This is a genomic window from Salmonella sp. 2020_1395, from assembly GCF_043848115.1.
GTDB classification, from domain to species: domain Bacteria; phylum Pseudomonadota; class Gammaproteobacteria; order Enterobacterales; family Enterobacteriaceae; genus Salmonella; species Salmonella enterica.
Genome location: NZ_JBCMFH010000008.1, coordinates 73,003 through 85,808, shown reverse-complemented (window position 1 = coordinate 85,808; position 12,806 = coordinate 73,003). Strand labels below are relative to the sequence as shown.

General features: G+C 52.8%; 13 protein-coding genes. 5 read left to right on the top strand and 8 right to left on the bottom strand.

Annotated features, from left to right (window positions below; translation table 11 throughout):
* Nucleotides 1–210: 210 nt before the first annotated feature.
* Nucleotides 211–1,320 carry an iron-sulfur cluster carrier protein ApbC gene (apbC, locus tag ACH0WD_RS14570; protein WP_001005424.1) on the bottom strand — a complete coding sequence of 370 codons (1,110 nt, stop codon included), beginning with the start codon at nt 1,318–1,320 and terminating at the stop codon, nt 211–213.
* Between the two features lie 164 nt (nt 1,321–1,484).
* On the opposite strand from apbC, the gene metG reads away from it, so the two are divergent.
* The 3 genes from metG to ACH0WD_RS14555 all read left to right on the top strand — a co-directional run bounded on the left by metG (nt 1,485) and on the right by ACH0WD_RS14555 (nt 4,919).
* Complete coding sequence (metG, locus tag ACH0WD_RS14565; RefSeq protein ID WP_000195330.1) at nt 1,485–3,518, top strand: methionine--tRNA ligase; 2,034 nt, start codon at nt 1,485–1,487, stop codon at nt 3,516–3,518.
* Nucleotides 3,519–3,758: 240 nt separating this feature from the next.
* Entirely contained in the window at nt 3,759–4,217 is a 459-nt protein-coding gene (locus ACH0WD_RS14560) for a YehR family lipoprotein (protein ID WP_000703143.1), read from the top strand.
* Nucleotides 4,218–4,388: 171 nt separating this feature from the next.
* On the top strand, nt 4,389–4,919 hold the full coding sequence (locus ACH0WD_RS14555) for a YehR family lipoprotein (protein WP_001197951.1): 531 nt from the start codon (nt 4,389–4,391) through the stop codon (nt 4,917–4,919).
* 56 nt (nt 4,920–4,975) lie between these two features.
* Here ACH0WD_RS14555 and ACH0WD_RS14550 read toward each other — a convergent pair whose 3' ends face one another.
* From ACH0WD_RS14550 to ACH0WD_RS14540, 3 genes are read right to left on the bottom strand one after another with little or no spacing between them, the layout of a single operon-like run.
* On the bottom strand, nt 4,976–5,443 hold the full coding sequence (locus ACH0WD_RS14550) for a DUF1456 family protein (protein WP_000950413.1): 468 nt from the start codon (nt 5,441–5,443) through the stop codon (nt 4,976–4,978).
* Between the two features lie 46 nt (nt 5,444–5,489).
* Entirely contained in the window at nt 5,490–6,209 is a 720-nt protein-coding gene (btsR, locus tag ACH0WD_RS14545) for a two-component system response regulator BtsR (RefSeq protein ID WP_000598637.1), read from the bottom strand.
* Nucleotides 6,206–7,891, bottom strand: coding sequence for a sensor histidine kinase (locus ACH0WD_RS14540; RefSeq protein ID WP_000272851.1), 1,686 nt, complete (start codon nt 7,889–7,891; stop codon nt 6,206–6,208). Before ACH0WD_RS14540 ends, btsR begins: the two co-directional genes overlap by 4 nt.
* Nucleotides 7,892–8,113: 222 nt before the next feature.
* On the opposite strand from ACH0WD_RS14540, the gene mlrA reads away from it, so the two are divergent.
* Nucleotides 8,114–8,845 (top strand): HTH-type transcriptional regulator MlrA, encoded by a 732-nt coding sequence (mlrA, locus tag ACH0WD_RS14535; protein ID WP_001240418.1) that lies wholly within the window; start codon nt 8,114–8,116, stop codon nt 8,843–8,845.
* Nucleotides 8,846–8,904: 59 nt separating this feature from the next.
* Complete coding sequence (locus ACH0WD_RS14530; protein WP_001261696.1) at nt 8,905–9,012, top strand: protein YohO; 108 nt, start codon at nt 8,905–8,907, stop codon at nt 9,010–9,012.
* On the opposite strand, the gene ACH0WD_RS14525 is transcribed toward ACH0WD_RS14530, so the two are convergent.
* The 4 genes from ACH0WD_RS14525 to ACH0WD_RS14510 are packed head-to-tail and all read right to left on the bottom strand — an operon-like array spanning nt 8,993 to nt 12,738.
* Complete coding sequence (locus ACH0WD_RS14525) at nt 8,993–9,724, bottom strand: ABC transporter permease (RefSeq protein ID WP_000824850.1); 732 nt, start codon at nt 9,722–9,724, stop codon at nt 8,993–8,995. The genes ACH0WD_RS14530 and ACH0WD_RS14525 overlap by 20 nt on opposite strands.
* A complete protein-coding gene (locus tag ACH0WD_RS14520) occupies nt 9,708–10,655 on the bottom strand; it encodes an ABC transporter ATP-binding protein (RefSeq protein ID WP_000569166.1) in 948 nt (315 codons plus the stop codon). Before ACH0WD_RS14520 ends, ACH0WD_RS14525 begins: the two co-directional genes overlap by 17 nt.
* Nucleotides 10,648–11,817 carry an ABC transporter permease gene (locus tag ACH0WD_RS14515; RefSeq protein ID WP_001278109.1) on the bottom strand — a complete coding sequence of 390 codons (1,170 nt, stop codon included), beginning with the start codon at nt 11,815–11,817 and terminating at the stop codon, nt 10,648–10,650. The genes ACH0WD_RS14520 and ACH0WD_RS14515 overlap by 8 nt, the downstream gene beginning before the upstream one ends.
* 3 nt (nt 11,818–11,820) lie before the next feature.
* On the bottom strand, nt 11,821–12,738 hold the full coding sequence (locus tag ACH0WD_RS14510) for an ABC transporter substrate-binding protein (RefSeq protein ID WP_000155876.1): 918 nt from the start codon (nt 12,736–12,738) through the stop codon (nt 11,821–11,823).
* Between the last annotated feature and the right edge of the window lie 68 nt (nt 12,739–12,806).

The following is a 12,806-nucleotide window of genomic DNA, read 5'->3' as shown; positions in this document are numbered from 1 at the left end:
TATCGATACCTTAAAACCAATTGAAAAAATAAATCAGTAGGATAGGTATGATCAATTCAAATTATGTTTTTGCCGATTATTTCAGATAAACACCTGTCTGTTTAAGCAGGAATTAACAATGCGGGGGCTATTATTTTATTAATACATTCACTGCATCAATATATATTAATGCAGTGAATGTCATATTCTCTTTGGAATACGTCAGGAGGATTACACCGCGCGGAAGGCGATTTCTCCCGGAATCACTTCACCCTGCCAGTAAAGCTGTGCCGCAACGCGATCGGCCAGTTCGCGATAGATCGCGGTAAACTCGCTCTCCGGACGGCTAACCACCGTCGGCGTACCGCGATCGAGATCTTCGCGCAGACTAATATGCAACGGCATCTGACCCAGAAGCTGAGTATGGTATTTTTCCGCCAGCTTCTGCGCGCCGCCCGTGCCGAAGATCGGTTCGTGATGGCCGCAGTTGCTACAAATATGCATACTCATATTTTCCACAATGCCGAGCACCGGCACTTCCACCTTCTCGAACATCACGATACCTTTTTTGGCGTCGATTAGCGCGATATCCTGCGGCGTAGTCACCACCACCGCGCCGGTAACAGGAATGTTCTGCGCCAGCGTTAGCTGAATATCCCCGGTTCCCGGCGGCATATCCAGTACCAGATAATCCAGATCCGGCCACAGCGTCTCCTGCAACATCTGCATCAGCGCCTTACTGGCCATTGGGCCGCGCCATACCATTGCGTTATCGTCAGTTACCAGATAGCCGATCGAGTTGGTCGCCAGGCCGTGAGACATAATCGGCGCCATATGCGTACCGTCTGGCGATGTCGGGCGCTGATCTTCTGCGCCAAGCATGGTTGGGATCGACGGACCGTAAATATCGGCATCGAGAACCCCGACCTTTGCGCCTTCAGCCGCTAACGCCAGCGCCAGGTTTACCGCCGTGGACGATTTACCCACCCCGCCTTTACCGGAGCTCACGGCAATGATGTTTTTCACGCCATTAATGCCAGGCTGATTTTTGACGCGTTTCAGCGTCGCAATGTTGTACGACAGTTTCCAGTCGATCGCTTTTGCGCCCGTAATACGTAACAGATCGGCGCTGCATTGCTCTTTTAATACCTCAAACGCGCTGTTCCAGACGAACGGCATGACCAGCTCAACGTGCAGCGTATCATCCATCCAGGCGACGTGGTGCAACGCCTTAAGCGTGGTGAGGTTATGCTTCAGGGTTGGGTGCTGAAAATTCGCCAGCGTCCCGGCGACCATCGCTCGCAGGGTATCTGGTGATTTGGCCTGGGATTGTTCGTTCATCCCGACTCCTTTTGTAGTTCTGAAAAGTACGATTGTAACTTTGTAGTTTACTCCAGCGGTAACAATTATTCATTTACGGATAAATGCCCTTATCGATTGGCGCAGTAATTACCATTTTGGTACTATCAAAGCCCTTTTTTACAACAGAAGAAGTAATACCCACTATGACTCAAGTCGCGAAGAAAATTCTGGTAACGTGCGCGCTGCCGTACGCCAACGGCTCTATCCACCTCGGCCATATGCTGGAGCACATCCAGGCTGATGTCTGGGTCCGTTACCAGCGAATGCGCGGCCATGAGGTTAACTTCATCTGTGCCGATGACGCTCATGGCACGCCGATCATGCTGAAAGCGCAGCAGCTTGGTATTACGCCGGAGCAAATGATCGGTGAAATGAGCCAGGAGCACCAGACCGATTTCGCCGGTTTTAATATTAGCTACGACAACTACCACTCAACGCACAGCGACGAGAATCGCGAGCTGTCCGAGCTGATTTATACGCGCCTGAAAGAGAACGGTTTTATTAAGAACCGCACCATCTCTCAACTCTACGATCCGGAAAAAGGCATGTTCCTGCCGGACCGATTTGTGAAAGGCACCTGCCCGAAATGTAAATCCGCAGACCAGTACGGCGATAACTGTGAAGTCTGCGGCGCAACTTACAGCCCGACCGAACTTATTGAGCCGAAATCCGTGGTGTCCGGCGCTACACCAGTGATGCGTGACTCCGAGCACTTTTTCTTTGATCTGCCGTCATTCAGCGAAATGCTGCAGGCGTGGACCCGCAGCGGCGCGCTGCAGGAGCAGGTGGCGAACAAAATGCAGGAGTGGTTTGAATCCGGCCTCCAGCAGTGGGACATTTCCCGCGATGCGCCGTATTTTGGTTTCGAAATCCCGAACGCGCCGGGCAAATATTTCTACGTCTGGCTGGACGCGCCGATTGGCTATATGGGCTCCTTCAAAAATCTGTGCGATAAGCGCGGTGACACGACCAGTTTTGATGAGTACTGGAAAAAAGACTCCGACGCCGAGCTGTACCACTTTATCGGCAAAGACATCGTCTATTTCCACAGCCTGTTCTGGCCTGCCATGCTGGAAGGCAGCCACTTCCGTAAGCCGACCAACCTGTTCGTTCACGGTTACGTGACGGTGAACGGCGCGAAGATGTCTAAGTCTCGCGGCACCTTTATTAAGGCCAGCACCTGGTTGAAACACTTTGACGCCGACAGCCTGCGCTACTACTACACCGCGAAGCTTTCTTCACGCATTGACGACATCGACCTGAACCTGGAAGACTTTGTCCAGCGCGTCAATGCCGATATCGTCAATAAAGTAGTCAACCTGGCCTCGCGTAACGCCGGTTTTATCAATAAGCGTTTCGACGGCGTGCTTGCGGCTGAACTGGCCGATCCGCAATTGTACAAAACCTTTACTGACGCCGCTGCGGTGATTGGCGAAGCATGGGAAAGCCGTGAATTCGGCAAAGCTATCCGTGAGATTATGGCGCTGGCCGACATCGCTAACCGTTATGTTGACGAGCAAGCGCCGTGGGTGGTGGCTAAACAAGAAGGCCGCGACGCGGACCTGCAGGCCATTTGCTCAATGGGCATCAACCTGTTCCGCGTGCTGATGACGTATCTGAAACCGGTACTGCCGACGCTTTCTGAACGCGTTGAAGCCTTCCTGAACAGCGAACTGAACTGGGATGCCATCGAACAGCCGCTGCTCGGTCACAAGGTCAACACCTTTAAGGCGCTCTACAATCGCATCGACATGAAGCAAGTTGAAGCGCTGGTTGAAGCGTCTAAAGAAGAGGTGAAAGCCGCAGCTGCGCCGGTTACCGGCCCGTTAGCCGACTTCCCGATTCAGGAAACCATCACCTTTGACGATTTCGCCAAAATTGACCTGCGCGTAGCATTGATTGAAAACGCTGAGTTCGTAGACGGTTCTGACAAATTGCTGCGCCTGACGCTGGATCTGGGCGGCGAGAAGCGTAACGTCTTCTCCGGCATTCGTTCCGCCTACCCGGACCCGCAGGCGCTGATTGGCCGCCAGACGGTAATGGTCGCCAACCTCGCGCCGCGCAAAATGCGCTTTGGCGTCTCCGAGGGAATGGTGATGGCCGCAGGACCTGGCGGGAAAGATATCTTCCTGTTAAGCCCTGATGACGGCGCGAAGCCTGGCCAACAGGTGAAATAAGCAACAAGCCGGAGCATGCTCCGGCTTTTTTAACCGCTTAATCCTGACTGGCATATCACCCCATCCGCGTGTTTTAACTTTTTCCTTAATAAGCAATAGCGTTAAGACTCCATATCCGGACTGCTAAATAACGGCTAAAAGTCATATTCTATCTCTCCCTGATACATTGCTATTACTGGGTTAAATTAATTCATTGAAATTATTTTAAAAACCCAATCATTATATAAAATGGAGTTTTAGATGAAAATTTCTGGCAAGTTATTGTCCGCGGCTTTGGCTTCCGTACTGGTGTTCTCTCTTACTGGCTGTGGCGATAAAGAAGAATCAAAGACCTTTAACGCAAACCTGGCGGGGACAGAAATTTCAATTACTTACACCTATAAAGGTGACAAAATCATTAAGCAGACGTCTGAAAGTAAAATCAGCTATGCCACTGTAGGCGCTAAAACGAAAGAAGATGCCGCCAAAATTCTCGATCCGCTGAGCGCGAAATATAAAAATATCGCCGGAGTGGAAGAAAAATTAACCTATGAAGATACCTATGCCCAGGAAAACGTCTCTGTGGATATGGAAAAAGTGGACTTTAAAGCGTTACAGCAAATCTCAGGGACGATGGTGTCCGGCGATACCAGCAAAGGTATCAGCATGAAACAAACCCAGACGCTGCTGGAAGCTGCTGGTTTTAAAGAAGCGAAATAACTGGCAGGCATAATGTATTGCATCGACTGGTAAAGTCGCTCAGGGCGCTGCTTCGGCAGCGTCTTTTCTTTATGAATTCCGAAAAAAGACAGCCTCGCTGTAAGTCCCCTCGCCAAAGCCTATAATCCCTGAATTCCTGGCCACACCAATACTTAACGACAAGGAATTGTTATGCAGGTTCTACGTCTTATGGCACTGCCACTATTCGCGCTCTCTCTATCGGTTAGCATAACTGGCTGCGATCAGAAAAACGATACTCTCCAGGGAAAGCAAAATAACATGACAGCGTTTATCAAGAAGATAGCCGCTAGCAAAGAGTCAGAGGAAACACAACGCTATGTAGGTAATCTCAACGGTATTGAAATCAAGTTAACCTATTACTACAAAGGGGATATCGTTTTACGTCAAATATCTGAACATAAACTACTTTATAAGACCCTGAAAGCCAATAATAAAGAAGAAGCACAAAAAATGCTGAGTCAAGTCGGCGAAGCTTATCAGGGTATGCCGGGTTTGACTGAACGAATCGACTATTATGATAGCTATGCTACGGAATATGTGGATATTGATTTTACCCAGGCAAAAATAAGCGACCTCTGTAAATTGCCAGGATCATCAATTGACAACTGTTCCGCGTACTATCTGTCAATGATTCGCTCGCAGAAACTGTTGGAAGAGAGCGGGTATCATAGAATCAATTAGTATAATAATGCGTTTTCCCGGTCAGACAGGACGCTGCCGGGAACAATACCGCAGAATTACTTCGCCGCGTGTTCACGGGCCGCCAGACCGCGCAGAAAATAACGCATAAACTGATCGCCGCATTCGCGGAAGTTCTTATGGTCCGGCGCGCGCATCATCGCGGTGATCTCTGGCATTGAGACACGAAACAACTGACCGGTAAGTATCGCCAGGATATCATCTGTTTTTAGCGAAAAGGCGATACGCAGCTTTTTCAGCACAATATTGTTGTTGATACGACGTTCCGCCGTCAATGCAGGCGCCGCCTCATCTTTGCCGCGTTTTTCATAAATGAGGCCATTGAGAAATGAGGACAACACGATATCCGGGCAACGCTGAAACCCCTCTTCCTCTTCTTTGCGCAACCAGATTGCTATCTGCTCCGGCGTAGCATCAACGTTACCCAGCGCCAGGATACGCGCCAGATCGGTATTATTAGCTTTTAAAATGTAGCGCACGCTACGCAGAATATCGTTACTCAGCATGAGGCCTTCGGTCGTTTCTATGGCAAAACGATATTCTAACAGTCTTTTACAGGCCAATCGCCTCTTTTAAACTTTTCAGATAGCGACGGCTTACCGGCACCGTCAGGCCGTTGCGTAAAATCAGCTCTGCCTGCCCATTATCCTCCAGCCGAATTTCCTGCAAATGGGCCATATTCACCAGAAACTGACGATGACAACGCAGTAGCGGCGTCCGGCTTTCCAGCGTGCGCAGCGTCAGCTCGGTAAACCCCTCTTTACCTTCACTGCTGGTCACATAAACGCCGCTCATACGGCTACTGACAAAGGCGACATCATCCATTTGCAACAAATAGATCCGGCTGTGTCCGGTACAGGGAATGAATTTAAGCGCCTGCTGGTTTTCCGGCAGCAACGAAACATCCTGTTTACTGCGCTCCTGACGCAGACGATGTAACGTTTTCTCCAGCCGTTTCTCCTCTATCGGCTTGAGCAGATAATCAAAAGCGTGTTCTTCAAAGGCTTTGATGGCGTATTCGTCAAACGCGGTTAAAAAAACGATATACGGGCGGTGTTCCGGGTCAAGCATTCCTACCATCTCCAGTCCACTGATACGCGGCATCTGAATATCCAGAAACAGCACATCAGGTCGCAGCTTATGTACCGCGCCAATCGCTTCTACCGCGTTCGCGCACTCTCCCACAATCTCAATGTCATCCTGCCCCTGGAGCAAAATCCGCAGATTTTCCCGCGCTAACGGCTCATCATCCACAATCAGCACTTTAATCATGCGTCCCCCTCCAGTGGAAGTCGTAATGTAATTCGGGTAAAGCAGTCCGGCTCGCAGGCCACGCTAATACCATAATCATCGCCAAAGTGTTCGCGCAGACGTTTATCCACCAGACTCATCCCCAGCCCGCTACTGCCGGCGGAAGGCTGATACAGTCCCGCATTATCTTCAATATCTAACATCAAATGCTGCCCTTCGCGCCGGGCGCGAATAGCGACGTTGCCGGTATCAAGCAGTTGCGACGTGCCATGTTTAATGGCGTTCTCAACAATCGGCTGTAACGTAAACGCAGGCAATTTCTGACGTGAAAGCGTCGATGGAACATCAAGCTGTACCTGCAGACGCGACTGAAAACGCGCTTTTTCAATTTGCAGATAAGCGTTCACGTGTTCAATTTCATCCGCCAGCGTGACGATTTCCGACGGGCGTTTTAAATTTTTGCGAAAAAAGGTCGACAAGTACTGCACCAGTTGGCTGGCCTGTTCGCTGTCGCGGCGAATCACCGCTTTAATGGTATTGAGCGCGTTAAACAGAAAATGCGGATTCACCTGCGCGTGCAACAGCTTGATCTCTGACTGCGTCAGCAACGCCTTCTGCCGTTCATACTGTCCGGCCAGGATCTGCGCGGATAAAAGCTGCGCAATACCCTCTCCTAGGGTGCGGTTAATTGAGCTGAACAGTCGGTTTTTCGCTTCGTACAATTTAATGGTGCCCATGACTCGCTGATTTTCGCCACGCAGCGGAATCACCAGCGTCGAACCGAGTTTACACTGCGGGTGTAGCGAACAGCGGTACGGCACTTCGTTGCCATCGGCATAAACCACCTCTCCGGTTTCAATTGCTTTCAGCGTATAACCTGATGAAATGGGTTTGCCCGGTAGATGGTGATCGTCGCCAATACCAGTAAAAGCCAGCAGTTTTTCGCGATCGGTGATGGCGACGGCGCCGATATCCAGCTCCTGATATAACACCTGCGCCACCTTCATACTGTTCACTTCGTTAAATCCCTGACGCAGAATCCCCTCCGTTGACGCGGCGACCTTCAGCGCGGTAGCAGAAAATGCCGAAGTATATTTTTCGAACATGGCGCGCTTATCGAGCAAAATACGCATGAACAGCGCGGCGCCAACGGTATTCGTCACCATCATCGGCGCGGCAATATTACTGACCAGATGCAGGGCATCGTCAAACGGCCTGGCTATCAGTAAAATGATCAGCATCTGCACCAGTTCGGCAACACACGTAATTGCTCCCGCCGTCAGCGGGCTAAACACTTTGTCCGGGCGTCCGCGACGTATGAGAACGCTGTGTACCAACCCGCCCAGCAGCCCTTCGACGATGGTGGAAATCATACAGCTCAGCGCCGTCATGCCGCCCATAGAATACCGATGTAACCCACCGGTCAGACCGACCAGCCCGCCGACGACCGGCCCGCCGAGTAGGCCGCCCATCACCGCGCCAATCGCACGGGTATTGGCAATCGAATCTTCGATATGCAGCCCAAAATAAGTGCCCATAATGCAGAAGATAGAAAACGTGACGTAACACAGAAGCTTGTGCGGCAGACGAACCGTGACCTGCATAAGCGGGATGAACAGGCGCGTTTTACTCATTAGCCACGCAATGACCAGAAACACGCACATCTGCTGAAGCAGCAGCAACACCAGATTAAACTCGTACATACCCGCAAACCACACTTCAATTAAAAGCGCGTAACATACATTGAGTACGATTAACTTTCTTTGAACTGTTGCATAAAAATATGAATTCGTGAATACGATCACTTAAACGCCGCGCCGCAACCCGCTACTTCGCGTTTTAATGCATAAAAAACAGGCAAAACTTCCTGGTTCCTAAAAGAGCGTCTAAAGTTAAACCGGGACCTCGCGAGCAAGGGTGAAACGATGGCGCTTTACACAATTGGTGAAGTGGCTTTGCTTTGTGATATCAATCCTGTCACGTTGCGCGCGTGGCAGAGACGTTATGGACTTTTAAAACCACAGCGAACGGATGGCGGTCATCGTCTGTTTAACGATGCCGATATCGACAGAATCCGCGAAATCAAGCGCTGGATAGATAACGGCGTCCAGGTCAGCAAAGTCAAAGTGCTGCTCAGTAGCGACAGTAGCGAACAACCTAACGGCTGGCGCGAACAGCAGGAGATCCTGCTGCACTACCTGCAAAGCAGTAATCTGCACAGTTTACGGTTATGGGTCAAAGAACGCGGTCAGGATTATCCAGCCCAAACATTGACCACTAACCTGTTCGTCCCGCTGCGGCGACGATTACAATGCCAACAACCCGCCCTTCAGGCGCTGCTCGGCATTCTTGACGGTATCCTGATCAACTATATTGCGCTCTGCCTGGCGTCTGCGCGTAAGAAACAGGGAAAAGATGCGTTGGTGATCGGCTGGAATATCCATGATACCACCCGCCTGTGGCTGGAAGGTTGGGTCGCCAGCCAACAGGGATGGCGAATCGACGTGCTGGCGCACTCGCTTAGCCAGTTCCGTCCGGAACTGTTTGACGGCAAGACGTTACTGGTATGGTGCGGAGAAAACCAGACGCTGGCGCAGCAGCAGCAACTTTTGGCCTGGCGCGCCCAGGGACGCGACATTCATCCCCTTGGCGTTTAAACAGCAGCTAACAAATTCGCTTTAATGTATACTCCTTTTATTAACATAAGGAGTACATAATGCGCGTAGCGAAAATCGGGGTGATCGCCCTTTTCCTGCTGATGGCTATTGGCGGTATCGGCGGCGTGATGCTGGCAGGTTACAGTTTTATTTTGCGTGCCGGGTAAGCGCGCGCGTCAGCCTTTCAAACAGGCGATCGATAATGATCGCCGCCAGCGCCACCAGCAGCGCCCCCTGGATAACATAGGCCGTATTAAAGCCGCTAAGCCCGATAATGATCGGCGTGCCTAACGTACTGGCCCCCACCGTTGAAGCGATGGTCGCCGTACCAATATTGATAATCACCGAGGTTCGGATGCCCGCCAGAATCACCGGCGCGGCCAGCGGCAGCTCAACCTGATACAACTGTTGGCGACGGCTCATTCCCATACCGCAGGCAACGCTCATCACGCTGGCAGGCACCGCGCCCAGCCCGGCCAGGGTCGCCTGCAGGATGGGCAACACCCCATACAGGATCAAGGCGATAATGGCCGGTTGCTGACCAAAACCCATGACGGGTACCGCGATCGCCAGTACCGCGACCGGCGGAAAGGTCTGCCCGACGGCGGCGATAGTCTCCACCAGGGGACGAAACTCTTTCCCACTTTCTCGCGTGACCGCAATCCCTGCGCCGACGCCCACCACGACGGCAAACAAACTTGAGATGCCCACCAACCAGAAATGGGCGAGCGCGAGGGCGGCAAAACTCTCCTGTTGGTAGACCGGGCGCGGTAAATCGGGAAACAGCGCGGCAAAGAACGGCTGGCTATAAGGCAATCCAAACAGCAGAAGCAAGAACAGAACAATAAGCCAGAGAAGCGGATCACACAGTCGTTTCACGGGGAGACGTCTCCGAAAGCAGATCGCGGAAATGGAGCGTACCGCAGGGCTCGCCCTGCTGATTCGCCACCGGCAGGACGTCGCACCGACGGGCGACAAACATCGATAGCGCATCGCGTAGCGTCATCTCTTCCACCAGCGCGTCGCCGCTGAGCTGTTCATGCCGACGTACATAATCGCCTACGCTACGTAACGAAAGCAGCCTTACGCCCAGCTCGCTGCGGCCAAAAAACGCCTGCACGAAATCATTTTCCGGCGAGGTCAGCATAGAAAGCGGCGATCCCTGTTGGATAACGTGGCCCCCGTCCATCAGCACCAGATGGTCGGCGAGGCGTAGCGCCTCGTCGATGTCGTGCGTCACCAGTACGATAGTGCGTCCCAGTAGCTGATGAATGCGGGTCATCTCCTGCTGCAATGCGCCGCGCGTTACCGGATCAAGCGCGCCGAAAGGCTCGTCCATCAGCAATACCTGCGGATCGGCAGCCAGCGCCCGCGCAACGCCGACCCGCTGCTGTTGCCCGCCGGAAAGCTGATGCGGATAGCGATCGCGCAGCGCGCTTTCCAGACCCAATAATGCCATCAGTTCGTCAATACGATCGTTAATCCGCGCACGCGACCACTTTTGTAGTTGCGGTACGGTGGCGATATTTTGCGCCACCGTCCAGTGGGGAAAAAGACCGATAGACTGAATGGCATAGCCCATGCGACGGCGCAGTTCAAGCACCGGCAGGCTGCGGATCTCTTCCCCGGCAAAACGGATCGTTCCGCTATCATGCTCTACCAGCCGGTTAATCATCTTCAGAGTGGTCGATTTTCCCGAGCCGGAGGTGCCAATTAACACCGAAAAGCTGCCTTCGCTAAAGTGCAAATTGAGGTCGCTAACAGCCTGTTGATCGCCGAAGGTTTTACTGACATGGTTAAATTCAATCATCGGTTGCTCCCTTCAAAAACGCGATCCATAAATCAAACAGCGCGTCGATCACTACCGCCAGCGCAATCACCGGAATGACGCCCAACAGGACTAAATCAATGGCGCTGCTCAATAGCCCCTGAAACACCAGCGCGCCGAAACCTCCCGCGCCAATCAGCGCGGCGACGACGGCCATTCCCACTGTCTGAACCATTACTACCCGCAGGCTACGTAAAAAGACCGGCAGCGCCAGCGGCAGTTGCACATGCCTGAAGCGCTGGCCGCTACTCATTCCCATTGCTCTTGCGCTCTCCAGCACATCGCGCGGCACCTGATTGAGCCCGGCGACCACGCCGCGCACCAGCGGCAATAACGCATAGAGCACCAGCGCTATCAGTGCAGGCGTCATGCCGGTTCCCGCGACGCCGAATTCGGCAAGCCACGGAAACTGTTTCACCAGCCCGGCCAACGGCGCAATCAGCAGGCCAAACAGCGCGACGGAAGGAATAGTCTGGATCACATTCAGCACGGTAAACACCGGCCCCTGGCGTGAGGCGGAAAAATAACACCAGACGCCCAACGGTAGTCCGATCGCCAGCGCCGGCAGCACCGTGCCTGCCAGTAACATCAAATGTTGCACCAGCGCGGCATCGAAAACATCCTGGCGGTTGGTATACTCTTTCAGAAGCGAGAGGTTGTCGAACGTGCCTGAAAACAGCAGCGCCAGCGGGACAATGACAATTTGCGCGTGCAGCAACCAGCGCCACAGCGGCCCAGTGGTAATACGGCGGATCGCATCGCTACAGGCCAGCAGCATCAGACCGAGGCCCAGCCACAATCCACTTCCCAGACTGGTACGCGCCAGCGGGCTGCCCTCCTGCGCCAACTGGGTCGCCGCCCTGCCGACTCCCCACAGCATGACAATAAAAAACGTCTGCGCCATCATCAGCGTCAGTACGCTACCGCGTTTACCGGGTACAAAGCACAACGTAAACAGCGCGCATCCCGCGCCAGTCAGCATCCAGATGGTCGCCGGCCAGATCTCCCATAACTGGCGCCCCTCGCCGCTCACCAGACGATTCGGGGCGTAATTAATGAAAGGCAGCGCGACAGCAAGCAGGGTCAGAACAACCAACAGCAACAGCACACGATTAACCGTGATTTTTTTGGCAGCATCACTCACAGATTACTTCACCCACCCTTTTTGTCGGAGGTAATCTGCGGCGACTTTTTTCGCATCCAGCCCTTCTACGGCGATTCTGGCGTTCAACTGTTGCAGCGTTTTCTCATCAAGGCTGGCGAAAACGGGCTGCAGCCAGTCGGCTATCTGCGGATAGGCCTGTAACACCGATTCACGCACTACCGGCGCGGGGGCATAGATAGGCTGGACGCCTTTCGGGTCGCTCAGGGTTTGCAAACCCAGCGCGGCGACAGGGCCGTCGGTGCCATACGCCATCGCGGCGTTAACGCCGGATGTTTGTTGCGCGGCGGCTTTGATCGTGACCGCCGTATCGCCGCCCGCCAGCGACAAGAGCTGGTTCTGATTCAAGGTAAAATCATAGGCTTTTTCAAATGCCGGCAGCGCATCCGCCCGTTCGATAAATTCCGCAGACGCCGCCAGTTTAAAAGTGCCGCCCTCTTTCAGATAACGGCTGAGATCGGCAAGCGAGGAGAGTTTATTTTTTTCCGCGATGTCCTGGCGTACCGCGATGGTCCAGGTGTTGTTGGCCGGCGCAGGCGTCAACCAGACCAGCTTATTCTGCTCCGCATCCAGTTTTTTGACTTTCTCAAAGCCTTGCTTTGCATTTTTCCATGCCGGATCGTTTTCATCTTTAAAAAAGAACGCCCCGTTACCGGTGTATTCCGGATAGATATCCAGCTCTCCGGCGGTAATCGCGCCACGAACGACTGGCGTCGTCCCGAGCTGAATTTTATTGACCGTTTTAACGCCGTGGCTTTCCAGTACCTGCAAAATCATGTTGCCGAGCAGCGCGCCTTCGGTATCAATCTTTGACCCGACCGTCACGGGTGATGCCGCCTGTAGAGGTAAACTCACCGTCGCCAGCAACGCCAGCGAACTTACCCATAGCTTTGAGATCGTCATGATGCTTTCCTCATCCTTTTACGGCCTTTTTCAGAGACTTGAGAAAAAAGCATAGTTGAAAAGTCTGC